Annotated in this window: 17 protein-coding genes and 2 pseudogenes; 10 read left to right on the top strand and 9 right to left on the bottom strand. The window is 66.7% G+C overall.

Going from position 1 to position 18,439, the window contains the following annotated elements; genetic code table 11:
* Positions 1-21 precede the first annotated feature (21 nt).
* A complete protein-coding gene (locus ABD301_RS13075; RefSeq protein WP_344310225.1) occupies positions 22-900 on the bottom strand; it encodes a methyltransferase domain-containing protein in 879 nt (292 codons plus the stop codon).
* 341 nt (positions 901-1,241) lie between these two features.
* Between ABD301_RS13075 and ABD301_RS13070 the strand changes: the two genes are divergently transcribed.
* The 6 genes from ABD301_RS13070 to ABD301_RS13045 all read left to right on the top strand — a co-directional run bounded on the left by ABD301_RS13070 (position 1,242) and on the right by ABD301_RS13045 (position 9,411).
* On the top strand, positions 1,242-3,149 hold the full coding sequence (locus ABD301_RS13070; protein WP_344310224.1) for a metallophosphoesterase family protein: 1,908 nt from the start codon (positions 1,242-1,244) through the stop codon (positions 3,147-3,149).
* 73 nt (positions 3,150-3,222) lie between these two features.
* Positions 3,223-5,016 carry an APC family permease gene (locus ABD301_RS13065; RefSeq protein ID WP_344310222.1) on the top strand — a complete coding sequence of 598 codons (1,794 nt, stop codon included), beginning with the start codon at positions 3,223-3,225 and terminating at the stop codon, positions 5,014-5,016.
* Positions 5,017-5,076: 60 nt separating this feature from the next.
* Positions 5,077-6,144, top strand: coding sequence for an AAA family ATPase (locus ABD301_RS13060; protein WP_344310220.1), 1,068 nt, complete (start codon positions 5,077-5,079; stop codon positions 6,142-6,144).
* The gene (locus ABD301_RS13055; protein ID WP_344310218.1) at positions 6,141-8,024 is read left to right on the top strand and encodes a vWA domain-containing protein; all 1,884 of its coding nucleotides are present in this window, start codon (positions 6,141-6,143) and stop codon (positions 8,022-8,024) included. Before ABD301_RS13060 ends, ABD301_RS13055 begins: the two co-directional genes overlap by 4 nt.
* Positions 8,025-8,090: 66 nt before the next feature.
* The gene (locus ABD301_RS13050) at positions 8,091-8,675 is read left to right on the top strand and encodes an SIMPL domain-containing protein (RefSeq protein ID WP_344310216.1); all 585 of its coding nucleotides are present in this window, start codon (positions 8,091-8,093) and stop codon (positions 8,673-8,675) included.
* Positions 8,676-8,748: 73 nt separating this feature from the next.
* Entirely contained in the window at positions 8,749-9,411 is a 663-nt protein-coding gene (locus ABD301_RS13045) for an SCP2 sterol-binding domain-containing protein (RefSeq protein WP_163568617.1), read from the top strand.
* On the opposite strand, the gene ABD301_RS13040 is transcribed toward ABD301_RS13045, so the two are convergent.
* The 3 genes from ABD301_RS13040 to ABD301_RS13030 all read right to left on the bottom strand — a co-directional run bounded on the left by ABD301_RS13040 (position 9,408) and on the right by ABD301_RS13030 (position 11,116).
* Positions 9,408-9,767 carry a hypothetical protein gene (locus ABD301_RS13040; RefSeq protein ID WP_163568618.1) on the bottom strand — a complete coding sequence of 120 codons (360 nt, stop codon included), beginning with the start codon at positions 9,765-9,767 and terminating at the stop codon, positions 9,408-9,410. The two genes, ABD301_RS13045 and ABD301_RS13040, sit on opposite strands and share 4 nt — an antisense overlap.
* Before the next feature lie 405 nt (positions 9,768-10,172).
* Positions 10,173-10,580: a rhodanese-like domain-containing protein gene (locus ABD301_RS13035; protein WP_163568641.1), complete on the bottom strand. Its 408-nt coding sequence runs from the start codon at positions 10,578-10,580 to the stop codon at positions 10,173-10,175.
* Complete coding sequence (locus ABD301_RS13030; RefSeq protein ID WP_163568619.1) at positions 10,577-11,116, bottom strand: cupin domain-containing protein; 540 nt, start codon at positions 11,114-11,116, stop codon at positions 10,577-10,579. The genes ABD301_RS13035 and ABD301_RS13030 overlap by 4 nt, the downstream gene beginning before the upstream one ends.
* Positions 11,117-11,606: 490 nt before the next feature.
* Between ABD301_RS13030 and purF the strand changes: the two genes are divergently transcribed.
* The 3 genes from purF (at position 11,607) to ABD301_RS13015 (ending at position 15,577) form a co-directional block, all read left to right on the top strand.
* Positions 11,607-13,130: an amidophosphoribosyltransferase gene (gene purF, locus ABD301_RS13025; protein ID WP_279580457.1), complete on the top strand. Its 1,524-nt coding sequence runs from the start codon at positions 11,607-11,609 to the stop codon at positions 13,128-13,130.
* Positions 13,127-14,191, top strand: coding sequence for a phosphoribosylformylglycinamidine cyclo-ligase (purM, locus tag ABD301_RS13020; protein ID WP_344310212.1), 1,065 nt, complete (start codon positions 13,127-13,129; stop codon positions 14,189-14,191). Before purF ends, purM begins: the two co-directional genes overlap by 4 nt.
* Before the next feature lie 177 nt (positions 14,192-14,368).
* Positions 14,369-15,577 carry an alpha/beta hydrolase fold domain-containing protein gene (locus ABD301_RS13015; protein WP_344310210.1) on the top strand — a complete coding sequence of 403 codons (1,209 nt, stop codon included), beginning with the start codon at positions 14,369-14,371 and terminating at the stop codon, positions 15,575-15,577.
* Here ABD301_RS13015 and ABD301_RS13010 read toward each other — a convergent pair.
* From ABD301_RS13010 to ABD301_RS13000, 3 genes and pseudogenes are all read right to left on the bottom strand, one after another.
* The gene (locus ABD301_RS13010; RefSeq protein ID WP_344310208.1) at positions 15,574-16,212 is read right to left on the bottom strand and encodes a biliverdin-producing heme oxygenase; all 639 of its coding nucleotides are present in this window, start codon (positions 16,210-16,212) and stop codon (positions 15,574-15,576) included. The genes ABD301_RS13015 and ABD301_RS13010 overlap by 4 nt on opposite strands.
* Positions 16,213-16,370: 158 nt before the next feature.
* Positions 16,371-16,490: pseudogene (locus tag ABD301_RS13005) on the bottom strand (DUF397 domain-containing protein); the annotation flags it as partial.
* A gap of 107 nt (positions 16,491-16,597) precedes the next feature.
* A pseudogene (locus ABD301_RS13000) lies at positions 16,598-17,014 on the bottom strand (Scr1 family TA system antitoxin-like transcriptional regulator); the annotation flags it as partial.
* 90 nt (positions 17,015-17,104) lie between these two features.
* On the opposite strand from ABD301_RS13000, the gene ABD301_RS12995 reads away from it, so the two are divergent.
* A complete protein-coding gene (locus tag ABD301_RS12995; RefSeq protein ID WP_163568622.1) occupies positions 17,105-17,296 on the top strand; it encodes a hypothetical protein in 192 nt (63 codons plus the stop codon).
* A gap of 136 nt (positions 17,297-17,432) precedes the next feature.
* Here ABD301_RS12995 and ABD301_RS12990 read toward each other — a convergent pair whose 3' ends face one another.
* Positions 17,433-17,621 carry a DUF3073 domain-containing protein gene (locus tag ABD301_RS12990; RefSeq protein ID WP_163568623.1) on the bottom strand — a complete coding sequence of 63 codons (189 nt, stop codon included), beginning with the start codon at positions 17,619-17,621 and terminating at the stop codon, positions 17,433-17,435.
* 258 nt (positions 17,622-17,879) lie between these two features.
* On the bottom strand, positions 17,880-18,439 hold a 560-nt coding region (locus ABD301_RS12985), incomplete at its 5' end, for an AAA family ATPase (RefSeq protein ID WP_344310206.1).

Raw genomic sequence — 18,439 nt, 5'->3', positions numbered from 1 at the left:
TCAGCGTCCCAATCGGATGGCCTACGGTTTGCGGGCGGTGGCGGACACCCAGGCCTGCGCGAACATGGCCGCCGGCTGGGTGGCCCACTGGCGGAGCGTGTCGGCATGCGACGACTCGCCCTCGGTGTCCAGCTGCTCGGCCAGATATTCCGAGATCCGGTACGCGTCGACGTATCTTTCGTAGCGCGCGTCCAGCCGCACCTGGGTGAACCCGGCCCCACCCAGCAGCGTCCCGAGCCGCCGCCCGATCAGCGGATCTCCGCCGTTGGCGGCTTGTAACTTCCGATAACGCGCGATCGCGGCGTCGACCTCCTCTGATCCAGGCGCCAGCAGGAAGCCGTCCCAGGCCGGGCAGCAGACCCCTATGACGCCGCCGGGAGCGAGCACCCGGTAGGCCTCGGCCATCGCTCGCTCGGGCTCGGCCAGATGCTCCAAAAGTGCGTGCGAGAAGACCCGGTCCACAGAGTCGTTGGCGAGCGGAACGGCGTACGCCGACGCCTGGTCGAACCGTACGTTCGTGACGCCCTCCGCGGTCGCTGCCCGCTGCCCGAGTTCCAGCTGTTCAGACCCCGCGTCGATGCCCAGAACCGCGCCTGGCGCCACCGCGGCGGCCAGCCCAAGGGTGATCGTGCCCGGTCCGCAGCCGAGGTCCAGCACATTCAGCCCAGGCGCGAGATGCGGTAGGAAGAAGCGCGCGTGCGTCTCGGCCCGCCGGCCGGCCATGAAGGCCACCGCCCGAGAAGCGAGGCCTGGTGTGTAGCGCTCGTCAGACCGCTGCTGCTGCGGCAACTGCGGCTGCGGAGCTGGGACCTGAGCCAGAGCCGGAGCTGAGTGCCGGCTGGTCTTCACCGGCGCCGCCGAGTGCCGTCCACGCCGTCGCTGTCCCGCATCCTCCGTCACGCCCAGACCTCCCTGTCGCCGCTGAGTCTATTGTCGCAGTGCCTGCGGCGGCGCGAAGGTGTGGCTGGGTGGCGTCCAGTACGTGCTACGGCGTGAAATTGTCGTACCGGGGTGGAATTCTTGGCCCCCTCCCTTTGAAGGGCGGGGGGTGGGTACGTGGGTTTTGGACGTCACGTAAGTAAGCGCGCGCTCAGTTCTGACTGCGCAATCGGACTCCGATTGTCCCAAGAGCAGGGCCCTGAGCTGGGCAAACCTGCGGGACTGTGACAATCGGAATCCGATTGTGCGGATCTGGGACGCCGGGGCGCACGAACTCGCCACCAAAATGGCAGGATGAGGACGTGCCGTCCCGCTCGGTAGACGAGATCGCCCCAGAGTTCCGACCGCGCGCCCCAGTGTCGTGGGCCGACCCGATCGTGCTGGCCAAGTCCGGCTTCGCGGCCGGTGTGACAGCGCTGATGCGCGGCTATTCGGATCGCCGCGTGACCCAGGCCGCGTTGTTCCCGCCGGCCGACGACTGGGATACGCCGCCGGTCGAGCCGGCCGGCGACGATCCGTACTGGCTGGATTTCGCCGCCGACATCGGTGACGGCTTCGACGCCACGTACGCGGTCGCGTACGCCCTCGCCGAGCCGACGCTGCCGCTCGCCGGGCAGGACTGTCCGCGCGGCCAGCTGTTGGTGCTCGGCGGCGACGAGGTCTATCCGACGCCGTCGCAGACGCAGTATCTCGACCGCACCCTCCGCCCGTACGCACTCGCGGAGCACACCGACGAGGTCGATCCGAACCTCGAAGTGGTGGCGATCCCGGGCAACCACGACTGGTACGACGGGCTCGACGCGTTCAGTGAGCTGTTCAGCCCCGGCCACTGGCTCGGCGCCCGCACGATGAACCAGCGGCATTCCTATTTCGCCCGCCGGCTGCCGCGCGGTTGGTGGGTGCTTGGCGCCGACACCGCGCTGGACGGCCGGCTGGATTTCGCGCAGCGGGATTTCTTCGCCACCGTGGTCGCGCCGCAGATCCAGCCGACGGACAGCGTCATCCTGGTGCTTCCGTCGCCGTTCTGGGTGCTGGCGGCGCGTATGTCTGACCAGGAACAGCTGTCGGTGCTGCGGTTTTTCCGCGAGCAGGTGTGCGGTGGCGGCCGGCTGCGGCTGTGCCTTTCGGGAGATTTACACCACTACAGCCGGTATATCGACGAGGTGGACAAACCCGAGGAACAGGTGCAGTACGTGACGGCCGGTGGTGGCGGCGCGTATTTGCTGTCCACTCATGACCTATGGCGGTTCTGGCCGCGGCTGGACCTGTCCGGCTCGTTCCGCCGGATGAGCAAGCGTCGTCCACAGTGGACGGCCGCGCAGGCTCCTGCCGAGCCAGCCGCGCCGCCAGGTGCCGAATACGCGAACCTCCTTCACACGTATCCGTCCCGGAAAGTGTCCCGAAACCTGAGCATCCAGGTGCTCTGGCGAATGTTCACCAACTGGCCGCTCGGCCTGTTCTTCTGCGGGATCTACTTGCTGGCGACCCTGATCGAAGGGCATGCCCTGCGTGCCGCGGCCGCCTTCGAGGTGAGTTTCGGCCAGGTGTTGGCGAGGATCGCGCCGCTGTGTGCGCCCAACACGGCGTCCTGTCCGCCGCCCAGAGCGGGGGCTGGCCCGGCGTACGGGGTGCTCGAATTCGCCGGCGCGCTGGCGACTTCGCCGGGCGTCTGGATCATCGTGGCCATTTTGCTGTTCTGTTGCTGGACCGTGCCAGTCGACCAGCGATGGCCGGTACGGCTGGTCCTGACAATCCTGCATTCCGTGCTACAGGCTGCGGCGTTTTTCGCCGTGCAAGGCGCTTTCCAGTGGGTCGCCGGGATGGTGGCGCCGCACTCCTCCGGCGCGTTTTTCGTCACCGCCTATCTGGCCTGGGTGACCGTCGCAGGCTTCGTCGCCGGATTGGCTTGCTGTGCGATTTACTTCCTGACGGCGACCGGTTTCGGTGCCAACTACAACGAACTGTTCTGCGCGCTGCGCATGCCGTCGTACAAGAACTTCCTCCGGCTCCGGATCGCCGCCGACGGCGTGTTGACGATTTTCCCGGTGTGCATCGACAAACCGTCCAAGTTCCTGCTGCTGCCTGGCGGCCGGCTGGCGAAGAATGCCTTCGACGGTTATTCGGTGAAGACTGGTCTGATCGAGGATCCGTACGACGTGTTGCCCAACCAGCGGGTGAGCGCGCCCACATCGGATGTCAGGAACCCGTAAGGAAATCCGCGCCGCCGTAAAGAATCCGTCAAGGCCCTGCTGAGAGCGGCCGGGAACGACCGACCATGACCTGGTGACGGCCATTTTGACCAAGCCTGCCGAGCAGGTGCGGGACCACGAGAAACACCGGCTGACCTCGGTCACCGGCATCGCCGGGTTGGGGCTCGACGCGATTGCCTCGGTCGCGTACGGGCCGGAGGCGATCGTGCTGGTGCTGGCGGCCGCCGGCTCGGTCGGCATGGGCGCCACCATCCCGGTGACGATCGCCATCGTTCTGCTGCTTTTGTTGCTGGTCGCCACTTACCGGCAGGTGATCGCGGCCTTTCCGGACGGCGGCGGCGCGTACACCGTCGCTACCCGGCACCTCGGCCGCTCGGCGGGCCTGGTGGCGGCCGCTTCGCTGGTGATCGACTACGTGCTGAACGTCGCCGTCTCGGTGGCCGCCGGCGTGGCCGCGCTGACCTCGGCTTTCCCAGCATTGCTGGCATGGACGCCTGAGTTGTGTGTGGTCGTTTTGTTGGTCATCGCCGCGATCAACCTGCGCGGAATCGCCATGAGTGCTCGACTTTTCGCGCTCCCTGCGGCGGTTTTCGTGGTGGCGGTCCTGATTGTTGTGGGGATCGGGCTGATTCATGGTGGTCCGGTGCATCCGCTACCGGCGCCGACCCAGCCGGTGACGGTCGGATCGGTCGGCATTCTGCTCGTACTGGCCGCATTCGGCAACGGCTGCGCGGCGCTGACCGGGGTGGAGGCGATCGCCAACGCGACGCCGTCCTTCCGCAAACCGCGGCAGCGCCGGGCACGTACGGCCGAGGCCGGCCTGGGTCTGCTGCTTGGCGTGCTGTTGATCAGCCTCGCTGTGGTGATCGACCGGTACGGCGCCCGACCGGTCGCGGGTCGTACGATCCTGTCGCTGGTCACCGAGGGATCGCTGGGAAACGGCGTCGGTTACGTCGTCGTCCAACTGTCCACAGTGGTCTTGCTGGCGCTTGCCGCCAACACTTCGTACGGTGGTTTGCCCGTACTAGCCGCGAAACTCGCCGCTGATGACTTCCTGCCACATGTCTTCGGGCTGCGCGCGGACCGGATGGTGCATAGGTACGGTGTGTTCGTGTTGGCCGCGCTGAGCGGCGCACTGCTGATCGGCACCGCCGGAAACGTCAACATTTTGGTACCACTGTTCGCGATCGGGGTTTTCGTCGGATTCCTGCTGTGTCAGGTGGGGATGTTCCGGCACTGGCGGGAGGTCCGCGGCCGCGCCTGGCGGTGGAAAGCGGCCTTCTCGGTGTTCGGTGCGGCGATGACCGCGGCCGCGCTTCTTGTCGTGACCGCCTCGAAATTCCTGGAAGGCGGCTGGCTGATCGTCCTCGTGTTGCCGCTGCTGGTGGTCGGCTTCACCGTTGTCCGTCGCGCGTACCAGCGGATTGGCGCGGCGATCGATGTCGATGCGATGCCGGCGCAGCCGCGCCGGACCGGCTGTGTGGTGGTCGTGCCAGTGGTGTCGATTACCCGGCTGGCGGCCGAAAGTCTGTCCACCGCGATGTCGATGGGTGACCGCGTGGTGGCTTTGCATGTCGCTTTCGACGATGAGACCGAAGCCAACCGGAAATTTGCCGAGCGGTGGCAGCAATGGCGGCCGGACGTGCCGTTGGTGATGCTCGACTCCGCGCATCGGACCATCGACGAACCGATCGTACGATATGTGAAGTCACTGCCCGAAGGGCGCGTTGTCGTGCTGATCGGGGAAATCGAGCCGACGCGGCTCTGGGAGCGGATCCTGCGCAACCGGCGCGGTGCGGTGGTGGCTCGCGCGGTCGGTCGCCGTACGTGTGCGGTCGTGTGCCGTCTGCGGTTCCGGCTAACCTAACTGAAATCAAGTTGCACGGCTGCGGGATCATGGACGTATGAGCGACCCCAGTCAGACCCCGTGCAGTCCGTAACGACCGTCACCCCGGCCCAGTTGCCGGAGGTGCTGGTGAACGTCGCCGTGGTCCGTCCGGTGTTTCTGTGGGGAGCTCCCGGAATCGGGAAATCCTCATTGGTACGCCAATTCGCCGCCTCACTCGATCTGGAATGCGTGTCGCTGTTGGGAACGCAGCTCGCGCCGGAGGATTTGATCGGCGTGCCGCAGATCGTGGACGGGAAGAGCCGGTTCTGTCCGCCCGAGCAGATCGCCCGGGACGAGCCGTACTGCCTTTTCCTGGACGAGCTGAACGCCGCTTCGCCGGATGTCCAGAAAGCGTTCTATTCGCTGATCCTGGATCGCCGCATCGGTTCGTACGAGCTGCCGGCCGGGTCGATCGTGATAGGTGCCGGCAACCGGGCTACTGACCAGGCGTTGGCTCGGCCAATGGCGTCCGCGCTGGTGAACCGGCTGGTGCACGTCCATTTGCGGGCCGATGCGGCGGATTGGCTCAAGTGGGCGGCCAACAACGGCATTCACGCATGGATCGTCGACTACCTCACCCAGCGGCCGGACCATTTGTGGAGTGCACCACCCAAAACCGAGGAACCGTTCTCCACGCCACGGTCGTGGCACATGCTGTCCGACACCCTGCACTCGTACGGGCCGGAGGTGTCCGACGAGACCATCGCGATGCTCGGTTACGCGACGCTGACGCCCACCCACGCGGCGGCTTTTCGGGCCTATCTCAAGACTGTCCGGCACGCGTACGACTTCGAGGCGATCCTCAAGGGTGACGCCCGCTGGCCGGCCGCGCCGCAGGACCGGGATCTGCTCTATTTCCTGGCCGAGACTTTTCGGGCTCGGCTGGCCCGGGAACTTCCGGCCGACAAAAGGCACGCGTCGCCGACCGCGCATCGGTTCGCCTTTCGCGCCAAGACATTGCTGGTGGAGCTGGCCGAGATTTCGCTGGAGATAGCGCAACTCGCGATCGCGAACGCGAACGCGGAAGATGGCAGCCCGGCGTTGCCGTCCTGGTTCCTGCTGGAGGCCGCGCGCGACCTGCCGCGGCTGGTCGCCGCTCGGGCGTGACAACCAACCAGACCGCAGCGGCCAAGCGCCGGGCGAAGGCCGCCGACGACGGATGGAAGCAGGCGACCGGAAATCCGGCGTTGGCCCGGCTCGCGCGGTACGTCACGGTTCGTGAAAGCGATTCGCTGCGGCGCGGATTCGCGATTGTCGACACGGCCGGGTGTATCAGCCGCAACACCGAAATCGACGGCGAGCCGGCCGAGTGGGCCTGGGTTTTCACCCACCTGCTGCTGCATCTCGGGCTCGGTCACCTGGACCGCTCGAGGCTGACCGAATCAGCCGTGGTCCAGCCTGACGACACCGTCGACGCCGCTTATGCGGCCGCCTGCGATGTGGCGGTCAACCGATTTGCCGACGCGGCCCGGATCGGCCGGCCGCTGGTCTGGCTGCCGGCTTTTCCGGGAGGAGACGAGACAACTCTGTTGGAGCAGTGGCGAGTCTCCGGCATTCCGAGCGAGTTTCGCAGCTGTGGCACCGCGGGTGCGCGGCCCTGCTTGGAAGTCGCCGACGACTATCACCGTCCGCCGACGCCGTCGGCCTGGCGCCCTGTCTCGTACCCGGACCTTTTCGCAGCAGGCCTGGCCGATGCGGTCGCGGCCGCCGTCGAGCAGGCCGCTGAGCAGCGCGGATCGGCGGTACGCCGCAAGACCATGCGGGAATGGGATCGCGCGCTTAATTGGTTCGTGTCGTCGTACCCGTTGCTGGGTGCCGTCGCGGCTGGGTTGACGTTGGTCGACGACCCGGAAATCGCCCGGTCGTGGGACATCACGGTGGCCGCGGTGAATGCCGAATATGGCGAGGTCTATATCAATCCGCGTGCGGCTTTGTCGGCGGAGGAATGGCGTTTCGTGCTGGCACACGAAATGTTGCACGCGGCACTGCGGCATGGTGATCGTGCCGATGGCCGCGATCATTATTTGTGGAATGTGGCCTGCGACTATGTCATCAACGGCTGGTTGGTGGAAATGGCTGTCGGGCATATTCCGGAACAGTCGCTTTATGACCCGAGTTTGGCTGGCCTGTCAGCGGAATCTGTCTACGACACGCTCGCGACCGACTTGCGCAGGGCCCGCAAACTGACGACTTTCGGCGGCCGGAAGGCCGGAGATGTCCTAGGGGATTGGCTTTCCGCGCCGGAGGCCGCCCAGCGGCGCGGGTCGCGCCGGGACGTGTCGGCGCCACTGCCTTGGCAGCGCACGGATCGGGTTCGAGCGACGAACCTCGACGACTTCTATCGACGAGCTTTGGCGACCGGGTTGGAATATCACCACACCAACGGTCGGGGGCTGCTGCCAGCTGGGCTGGAACAGGAAATTCGGGCACTGGAACATCCGCCGCTGGCCTGGGATGCCCGATTGGCTCGCTGGTTCGACGAGCATGTACGCCCACCGCTGCCGGTCCGTTCGTACGCCCGCGCCTCCCGCCGCCAGGCGTCCACCCCGGACATCCCGCGACCCGGCCGGCGCCGCCCGGAGGAACTCGCCAAACGGCCGACTTTCGGTGTCGTGCTGGACACTTCCGGGTCGATGGACACCCAGTTGCTCGGCAAGGCGCTGGGCGCCATCGCCTCGTACGCGATGAGCCGGGACGTGCCGGCGGCTCGTGTCGTCTTTTGTGACGCGGTCGCGTACGACGCCGGCTACTTGCCGGTCGAGGACATCGCCGGCCGGGTCAAGGTGCGAGGTCGGGGCGGCACAGTGCTGCAGCCTGGCGTCAACTTGCTGGAGCACGCACCGGATTTTCCCGCAGACGGTCCGATTCTGGTCATCACCGACGGCGAATGCGATGTCGTACGGGTAAGACGCGAGCACGCTTTCCTCGTACCAGCAGGCGTCGGCCTCCCCTTCACCCCTCGTGGCCCGGTCTTTCGCGTCCGCTGACGAAAACCTCGGGCCGGGTTGCGGGCGGTACCGGCGGCACGGTTGGCTGGTCGGATGGCGGAAATCGTGACGACGGGGACCGGTCAGGTGGAGCGACTCGCCGACCGGGCCAGGCTGACGGTGAGTTTCCAGGGTGCGGGCACCACCCGGGCGGAGGCGGTGACCGCACTCAACGCCCGGCTGGGCGACGTGGAACCGGCGATGCAGGTGGTCGGCGTACGAGTGGCCAGTCGGCTACTGAGCGTTTCTGAGCAGTGGGAGGAAAATCGTCGGGTCGGCAGTGTCGCCCAACAGCGGTATGTGTTGGTGTTCCGTGATCTGACTCAGTTGCCTGACTTGGTGGGTCGGTTGGCGGCGCTGGAGCCGGCCGAGCTGGACGGGCCGCACTGGCTGCTGGCCGACTCGACCGACGCTCGGCGGGAGGCTCAGGGCGCGGCGCTCACCGACGCCCGGGTCACGGCCGAGGGTTATGCGACATCGCTCGGCGCCCAGCTCGGTCCGCTGGTGAAGCTGGTGGACCAAGGCGGCGGGTTCCAGCCGCGGATGATGGCCTACGGCGGCGGTCAGGCGGTGGACGTGAGCAACCTCAGCCTGGAGCCGGAGCTGGTCAGCGTGTCCGCGACCTGCGAGACGACCTGGCACCTCCTTTAGATCTTGCGGGCTTATCTACTCTTGAGTAAGTTCGGTTGTGCGCTGTTTCACACTCTTGCGTACGGAGACGTAGATGGCCGGCACCGACCTCACCGCGGCGGCGCTCGCGGGCCTGACCCCGACCCAGCTGGTCGACTTGCTGGCGGGCTTGGACCCGGCAGACGAGCGGATCGCCCAGCTGGACCTGAACGCGCTGGCCGCCGGCATCGACCCGCGCGGGCTGACCCGGGCCGACTTCGTCCGTGCCCTCAGCCAGCTCGACCGGCTGGCCGCCGGTGGCGCGGACCTGGAGCTGTCCACTATGGACCCGGAGATTTTCGCCGACCTGATCGCGCATGCGTCCAAGGGGCAGGTCGACTCGGTGATGTCCCACCCGCTGCTGCGCGGCCGGGTGCTGGACGAGATCTTCCGCCGGATGCAGTCACATTTTCGCCCCGACCGCGCCGGTGAGGCGCGCGCCGTGGTGCATTTCCGGTTCGCTGGCAGTCCAACCGAAGATGACGGCTACGACCGCTATGAAAGCGTCATCAGCGCCGGCACCTGCCATGCCGCCCGTGGCCGTACGGCCGACCCGCGCGTCACCATCACCATCGGCCCGGCCGATTTTCTCAAGCTCATCACCAAGAATGCGTCCGCACCGGTGCTCTTCATGACCGGCAAACTGAAAGTCAGGGGCGACCTGGGCTTCGCCGCCGGCATGATGACCTACTTCGACCTGCCCTCACCCCGAACCTAAAGCCACCGCAGTGCCGCGTCGACGGTGTCTTCGGGGCTGCTGTTGAAAGCGATGGCGGCGCCGGGCTTATGCAGCCGAACCAGGTTGACCACCTTCTCGAAGAACTCAAGATATGGCTCGTGTTTGCGGATCCCGCCGCCGATCACCACGCAGGTGTATTCCTTGTCGGCCAGTGCTCGAACGACCGCTGCCTCGGAGTCCTCGTCGACTGCCACCAAACACAGGTCGGCCTCGATGGCGTGGTCGGCGAAACGGGCGTGACCGCGGGCGATGGCCGCTATGACCGGCTCAGGATCCCAGTCGCCCGGAATCTTTGCGGGATCGACACCAAACACCAACACCGGCCCGAGTGCCATCGACCCTCCTCTGTGAAGGACCTGGCCAACGCCGTGGTCCAGTGAAACTCGCCTGCACGACACAACACCGACGATGGTGGCAGACGCGGCCCCTACGCGCGTCAGAATTTGGGTGGGCGCTCGCCCCGCGCAGTCCCCGACACGCCGATGGGGCGCCAAATTGTCGTACGTGTCTGTTTTTCTTTCCCCCTCCCTTTGAACGGGCGGGGGGTGGGTCGAGAGGCAAACTGTAATTTTTAGTTGAACATTGGTCCTCGAACCCGCCCCCCACCCGTCACTGGGTGGGGGCAAATCTGCCCAAGGGGTACGACAGTTTCGCGCCGCATGGGGTCCGCGCGGCTGGCCTAGAGTGGACGATCTGACGTTGCCGATCGATGACCGTGCGATGGAACTGCTCGCGAAGATTTACGAGGCGACCCGCTGGGACGACATCTGAGTCGGCAGTCCGGCTGCCTTCCACGCCACGAAACCGCCGTCCACGTCGGTCGCGCGGTGCAAACCGATGTCCTTAAGGGCGGCCGCCGCGAGACTTGACGTGTAGCCCTCTTCGCAGAGCACGATCACCTGAATGTCGTGGTCGACGGCCACCGGCAGCCGCGCGTCGCAGGCCGGGTCGAAACGCCATTCCAGCACGTTCCGCTCGACGATCAGCGCACCCGGCACCTCGCCGGAGACCAGCCGTTGGGCGGCGGGTCGGATGTCGACCAGGATCGCGCCGTGGGCGGCCGCCGTGAAGGTCTCATCCGGGGACAGCCGGTCCAGCCGGGCTCTCGACTCGGCGAGCAGGTCGTCGATCGTACGGGTCACGGTCAGGACACCGCCGTGAGCGTGGCCAGCGCCGGGTGCCGCGGCCAGCCGCGTTCGGGCGTTTCGGTGGCCTCGGTACGCGTACGCAGGACTTCGCCGCGGTCGATCGCGTAGTAGTTCATCGTCGACAGCGGCGGCGAGTAGACGTGCAGACTGGCCGCTGGACCGTGGCCAGCGTGTCCGACGTCATGGATGTATTTCGACCCGAAGGTGACCGTCGAGCCGGCCGGCCGGTCCACGTGCCGGGGCAGTCCGGCGGCCAGTACGACCTCCCGCAAACTGCCGGTGAGCACGGTAAACGCGCCGGAGGAGCCGCCGTGGTCGTGCAGTTCGGTGGTCTGGCCAGGAGTCCATGACAGCAGCCACGCGTCGTAGTACGGGTTGCTTTCCAGCTGTGCGTACCACCGCTCGTCGGTCGAGTAGTGCAGCAGCGACTGCCACCGGTCGGTGTCCGCGGCGAGCGCCGCGACTCGCTGGTTGATGGCCGTACGGGTGAGGACGGAGGGAGAGAGCAGATAGGGCTCAAGATGCACGGGGGACACGACGGTTTGCTCCAGGACTGACGAAAAGGGTGCCACCACCGGGTCCGATGACCTCAGGTGGACGGCGTGGTCCTCGTCAGGGACAGCACTCGTCGAAGAGGTGGCCGCGGCGCGACACCCAGAACTCGCGGGGCAGCCTGCGCACTGCCTGCGGGGTGGTTGGCCAACTGGTCACGTTCCCATGAAAGCACCGCCGACCTCCCGCCGTCCAGCGGCCGTACGGTCAGCCCACATTCCGGGACACCCAAACCCGTCACCCTCCGTACGCCCAGGTTGTCCGCATCGGCGCGATGCGTGCGTCCAACGCACGCATCGCGGCAATGCGGACAACACAACGTCACAGCGAGTGGCGGGGGGTGTAGCTGCGCCGATACGACCGGAAGAGGCCGGCAGCGTAGACTTGATCTCGCACGCTTCCCCCGCCACAAATCCAGTCAGGAGCGCGTTCGTGGCCACAGGCAGTGGCGCCCGCAAAAGGGGCGATGGCCGGCTGACCAACGATCTAGACCCCCAGGAGCGCGGCCCTCAGGACGCGTGTGGCGTCTTCGGGGTGTGGGCACCCGGCGAAGAGGTCTCCAAGCTCACTTATTTCGCCCTGTACGCGTTGCAGCACCGCGGCCAGGAGGCCGCCGGCATGGCGGTCAGCGACGGGTCCCGAGTCGTCGTCTACAAGGAGCTTGGGCTGGTCTCGCAGGTCTTCGACGAGACGACTCTGACCAGCCTCAACGGCTACCTGGCAGTGGGCCACAACCGGTATTCCACCACCGGCGGCCCCACCTGGGAGAACTCGCAACCGACCCTGCGCTCGACCACGACCGGAACAACGGTCGCCCTCGCGCACAATGGCAACCTCGTCAACACCGCTGAGCTGGCCGCGAAAGCGGTCGAGATGAGCGGCGTCCAGATGAGCGGCCCGGACGCGACCAGCGACACCGCGATCCTCGCGACCCTGCTGTGCGGCGACCCGGACCTGTCCGTCGAGGCCGCCGCGCTGAAGGTCCTCCCCACTGTCAGAGGCGCTTTCAGCCTGGTCTTTATGGACGAGCAGACGCTGTACGCGGCACGTGACCCGCAGGGTGTGCGCCCGCTCGTCCTGGGCCGGCTGGAGAACGGTTGGGTGGTCGCGAGCGAGACCGCCGCGCTGGACATCGTTGGCGCGAGCGTGGTGCGTGAGGTCGAGCCGGGCGAGCTGATCGCCGTCGACGAGCACGGCCTGCGGTCCGAGCGGTTCGCCAACCCCAAGCCCAAGGGCTGCCTGTTCGAGTACGTGTATCTGGCCCGCCCGGACACCACCATCGCCGGCCGCGGAGTGCACGCCACCCGCGTCGAAGTGGGCCGTACGCTGGCAAAAGAGCACCCGGTCGAAGCTGACCTGGTGATCCCGGTTCCGGAGTCCGGCACCCCGGCGGCGGTCGGATACGCCGAAGCTTCCGGAATTCCCTATGGCCTCGGCCTGGTGAAGAACTCGTATGTCGGCCGGACGTTCATCCAACCGTCCCAGTCGATCCGCCAGCTCGGCATCCGGCTGAAGCTGAACCCGCTGCGGGACGTGATCCGCGGCAAGCGGCTGGTGGTCGTCGACGACTCGATCGTCCGCGGCAACACCCAGCGCGCGCTCGTACGGATGCTTCGCGAGGCCGGCGCGCTGGAGGTGCACGTACGCATCTCGTCCCCGCCCGTCACCTGGCCGTGCTTCTACGGCATCGACTTCGCGAGCCGCGCTGAGCTGGTCGCCAACGGCCTCGACAACGACGGCATCCGCGCCTCGATTGGCGCGGACTCGCTCGGCTATGTGTCGCTGGCCGGCCTGGTGGCCGCGAGCGAGCAGCCGGCGAACCGGCTGTGCATGGCGTGTTTCGACGGCAACTATCCCATTCCGCTGCCGGAGGACAACATGATCGGCAAACACCTGCTGGAGGGCATCGGCAGCAGGGTGCAGCCGGCGCCGCATGGCCAAGCGCTGCCGACCCTGACCGCGAGTCCCGGTGGCGCCGACGCGCTCCGCCGGCCGTGAGCGGGCCGGAGCAGGGCGCCACGTACGCGCAGGCCGGTGTCGATATCGACGCCGGCGACCGCGCGGTCGAGCTGATGCGCTCGGCCGTGCGTCGCACCCACCGCCCCGAGGTGGTCGGTGACCTGGGTGGATTTGCCGGCCTGTTCGCCTTCGACACCAGCCGCTACCGCAAGCCGCTGCTCGCTTCCTCGACCGACGGGGTGGGGACGAAGCTCGCCATCGCGCAGCAGACCGGTTTGCACGACACCGTCGGGATCGACCTGGTCGCGATGGTCACCGACGACCTGGTCGCGTGCGGCGCCGAGCCGCTTTTCCTTCAGGACTACATCGCCTGCGGCAAGGTCGTGCCGGAGCGGATCGCCGCCATCGTCGCGGGCATCGCCGAAGGCTGCCAGCAGGCAGGTTGCGCGCTGGTCGGCGGCGAGACGGCCGAGCACGGCGGGCTGATGAAGCCGGACGAGTACGACTTGGCCGCCACCGCGGTCGGCGTGGTCGACGCGGACAACGTGTTGAAGCCCGACTCGGTGCGGGTTGGCGACGTGGTCATCGCGATGGGTTCGTCTGGCTTGCATTCCAACGGATTCTCGATGGTCCGGCATGTTTTGTTGAGCGGCGCGGAAATGCCGTTGGACTCCACGGTGGACGATCTCGACGACGACCGCCCGCTCGGCGAAGTTCTGTTGACGCCGACCAGGATCTATACGAAGGACTGCCTCGAGCTGATCGTCGAGACGCAGGTGCGGGTGCTCGCCCACATCACCGGCGGCGGCCTCGCCGGCAACCTCGTAAGGGTGCTTCCGCCCACCGTGGACGCTGTGGTGGATCGCTCGACATGGCAGGTCCCGTCGGTCTTCCAACTGGTCGCCGGTCGCGGCCGGGTGGAGCAGGACGAGATGGAGCGTACGTTCAACATGGGCGTTGGCATGGTCGCGGTGGTCTCCGCCGACGAGGCCGACCGCGCGCTCGCGGTGCTCACCGCCCGGCACGTGCCGGCATGGGCGTGCGGCGAGATCGTCGCCGGCACCGGCGAAGCCCGGATGGTCCGCTCGTACGCACCTTAGGTGCTTTTGCCCGACTGTCACCGCCAGCCCCATCACCGCAGGTCAGCCGCCTCCTATTGTGACAATCGGATTCCGATTGTAACGACGGGACACGTGTTCCCTTAAGGTGTCGATGGCACGGCAGTCGTACCGGAAACGCAAGACCGGCCGGCCGCGCGATGGGCGATACTGGCTCCCATGCCAGAGCCGCCCGCTGTCCTGCCCTTCGCGCCCGGCGCCGACGCCGTCGACCTGAAGCACCTGCGGGCGTTTGTCGCGGTCGCCGACAATCTCAATTTCGCCCGCGCCGCCGAGCGTTTGTACGTGTCGGCGCCCGCGCTCAGCCGGCAGATCCGGTCGCTGGAGCGGGTGGTGGGCTGTCAGCTTTTCCATCGCTCGACCCACCGCGTCGAGCTGACACTGGCCGGTGAGGCGCTCCTGGACTCCGCGCGCACCGTGCTCGCCGAGCTTGATCGCGGTCTGAAAGCGACTCGTGCGGTTGGCGGCGAGCTGGACGCCCGGATGGTCACTCTGCTCGACCCGATCGTCGCCGCTGGCCGGGACGCCGGCGATCTTTGCGCCGTACGAGCGGCAAACGAGCGGATGCACGCGCAGTTTCCGTTGTCCTCCGACGTGGAAGTGCTGCCGGTCAGCGCCGGTGGCGTGCCCGGCCTGCGCCTCACCCCGGCGCTGCCGGCCGGCACGACCGAGCTGCTTTTCCTGCATGGCGGCGGTTTCGTGCTGGGATCGGCTTTTGGCTATCGGGCGCTGGTGGCGGCATTGATCGCCGAAACCGGGACGACCGCTGTGATTCCCGACTACCGGCTTGCGCCGGAGCATCCCTTCCCGGCCGCACTGGATGACGCGGTTTCGGTCTATCGCTGGCTTCTGACCAGCCATAAGCCAGACCAGCTCGTCGTCGCCGCGGATTCCGCAGGCGCATGTTTGGCTCTGTTGTTGATGATCCGGCTGCGCGACGAGGGAATCCCGCTGCCGTCGGCCGCTGTTTTGCTGTGTCCGTGGCTCGACCTGACCATGCCCAGCCGAATGCCATCGTCAGCGCGAACAGCGGTCCCTATCCGGGAGTTGGTGACCGGCTATGTCGACTCCTATTTGGGCGGTGTGCCCATCGACGATCCGCGGGTGAGTCCGCTGCACGCCAACTTGACCGGTTTGCCGCCCATGCTCGTCCAGGCCGCGACGGGCGACACTATGCTGCAAGATGCCCGCATGCTGACCGACCGGGCGACCGAGTGTGGTGTGGACGTACGCCTGGAGCTTTATCCGGTGCCGACGCACACTTTTCACTTCTTTTGGTCGTTTCTCCCGGAAGCCGCGACTGCGCTGCGCAGTGCGGGTGCATTCGTACGCTCGCGGGAAAAGTCGCCGGCGGAGCGAGTCGGCTAGCCGGCCAGGTCCCGGTCCAGCTCGGCGAAAACGGCTTCGTTCAACGCGAAAGCGTATTTCGTCTCGGCGATCACCTGGGCGCGTTCGAGCTCGTCCCAGCCGGTGGAATCCAACAGGGTCCGATAATGCCGGCGAAACAACACCGTGTTTCCAATAGTGTCGAAAGCATAGAACTTCGCGCCAGCGCCGGTGATCCCGTGCTGCGTCCGGAGTTTGGCCCGGATAACCTGGCCGCCGGCGATGTCGCCGAGATAGCGGGTGTAGTGATGAGCGACGAATCCGCCCGGCCAGCGCCGCGCTACCGTACGCAACCGCTGGCAGTAGTTTTTGGTGGCAGCGTTGGGTTCTATGGTCGTTGCCCAGTGCGGGCCGAGTAAGAAGTCCAAATCCTCGGCCAATGCTGGTACGCGCCGTAGCCCGTCGATGACGAACGGTCCGACCACAGGGTCGTGCCGCATCGAATCGGCCACTTCTTCCAGTGCGGTGTAAAGGAAATAGTGCTGCGTAGCCAGCTCCGCGAAGTCGGCCAACGCCAATTCTCCGGACAGCAGTTTTCCAATGTACGCGGCCCCGTTGGCCTGCTCGTGCACCTGCCTGATCGCTGCCCGCAACACCTCGGAAAAACGCTCCGGCATAACAGCCTCCCGACGTTGTCCGCCTCGTCATCGTAAGGCCCGCCGCTCGATAAGGGTAGCCTTACTTCTGTTGGCGGACCGCGGCCAAGCCGAGGGTCGTGACGTGAATGAGCCGGGTCAGCCAGGAGACGGAGTCGACGGCCGTGCCGCACTGAATGTCAGGCGGTCAGGCGGTTGGATTTCAGGGCCGTGGTGAAGTGCCCCCAGGAGCTGAGGGTGACGTGCAGGGCGCCGGCCGTCCGGTTCTTTGAGTCGCGTACGCCGACCTCGTCGGTGGCGAGCCGAACCTCGACGCAGTTGTCGCTTCCGCCGCTGCTGCGAGTGTTCTTGAACCAGCCGTCAGGACGTGTCGCAGTTGCCGCCGCATCACGTCAGGCCCACCGACCTCGGCGATCAGCGTGTCGTCACTGAAGAAGACGTCGACCTGCTTTGGCCGCTCCGGATGGAAGACGGTTCGTTGCCGCTCGAGTCGGAAGGCGACCCGCTTCGCCCGTTCGGAGTCCGATGACTCCCACCAGATCCCGTCCGCCGCGTCCATAAGTGCCTCGACGTAGTCAGGTGACTGGAGGTAAGCCGGGAAGACTCCGCGCTCGTACGCCCAGATGTCGCTGGCGAGGGCTTCTCGTTGGGCGAGGCGTTGGAAGGAGCCTGGGGCGAGGTCGGTGTACGGGCTGGGGCCGGAGCGCTTGCGGGCGTCGATGCCCAGCAGCAGGATCTCGGCGCGGCGGTCCGGTTGGGCGCCGAGGAAGTCGACCAGCGCCTCCAGCTCCTCGGTGGACAGGCTGGATCGGCCCTCCAGCACCTTCACCAGCCGCGGCCGGTCCTTGCCGACCACCACCACTGGGAAACCTGGTGAGCCGGGGGAGGGCAGCACGATGACACGTTTGTATACGTGAGCGCCTGGGCGATGCGACACGACGAGACCAGCATCGAGTGTCTCGTTCACAGGTACAGCGACGAGGTCGAGATCCGGTTCGGTGGCACCGACGGATTCGACCTGTGCGCCAGCTCTGTGGCGCTACGCAGGCTCGTCGAGACGGCGACCGTCGCCCTGAGTGAGTTGGGCGACGACGCCGTCGACTAGTACGAACGCAGACACTGCCGTTGTGACATGGCAGAAGAGACGACAGGTGCATCGCCGTGAAGCACTGCGCCTGTCGTCTTTTCATCCATCAGTGAACCCGTTCAGCATTCTTGACCGGCCGGAACCGGTCAGTCACTCAACGGTCTGAGGAGGCCCATCGATCGTCGTCGGCGTCATCCGACTCGTCTTGGGACCCGCCACGCCCGCCACCGTCGTCACCGTTGGACAGCTCACGCTGCAACGCCTCAAGATCGGTGTTCGGCGAGCTATATTTCAGCTCTCGCGCGACTTTCGTCTGCTTGGCCTTTGCTCGGCCGCGCCCCATGGCTCGACCCCCTCAAACAGAAGTATGGGGCCGACCAGCGGCCCCTTTCAGATGGCATCACTCGTGTCTATACCGTACCCCGAGCGCGCGCGCGTTGACATCCCGACTGGCCGCTTAGGGTCCGAAGCGACGGTGGTCACCTTCGAATCCGCCCGTACGGGCCTGGGGTGACCGGCGGAAACCTCAGATCCGGGCGAGTTCACCCAGCCCGCTTCTCGTCCTCGGGCGGCCACTGACTCGTACAACAATGTTACTGAGTTAATAAATATGCCCGAGAAGGCTGTCGATCACGGTGGGCAGTGGAGCGTTGGCGTCGATCGGGATCGCGCCAACCGCGAGCAGCCGGCGCTGGAACCCGGGCCGCCACCGCTTCACCAGCTCCCCGGTGTCGCCGACCAGCCCGTAGTCGTTCGTACGGCTCGGATCGGCCAGCCGCCGCAGCATCGTGACCTCGTCGACCGCCAGCAGGAACACCTGGGCGTAGCGGTCCCCGAAGTCGGTCGCGTTGTCCGCGTTGCCGCACAGGAACAGCGTCTCGTCGCGGTGCGCGGCGAGCAACTCGTCGAGCCGCGCGGGGTTCCAGGCCCAGTGGTGCGCGGCCAGCCACTCGCGATCAGGTTCGTCAGGACGGCGTACGACGGCACCCGCCGCGTCGACGAAGCGGGCCAGTTCCTGGTCCTCGTCGGTGTCGATTGCCGCGATGCCGCGGTCGTTGAGGGCCTGCGCGAGGGTCGACTTGCCAGACCCGGACACGCCTGTCACCAGATATACGCTCATGGCTGGCTGATTCTGACGGCGGCGCGACACCCCGTCGAGCG

It is taken from the genome of Fodinicola feengrottensis, from assembly GCF_039530045.1.
Lineage (GTDB): Bacteria > Actinomycetota > Actinomycetes > Mycobacteriales > HKI-0501 > Fodinicola > Fodinicola feengrottensis.
The sequence above is the reverse complement of the archived record's forward strand: the minus strand, read 5'-3'. Positions and strand labels throughout refer to the sequence as shown.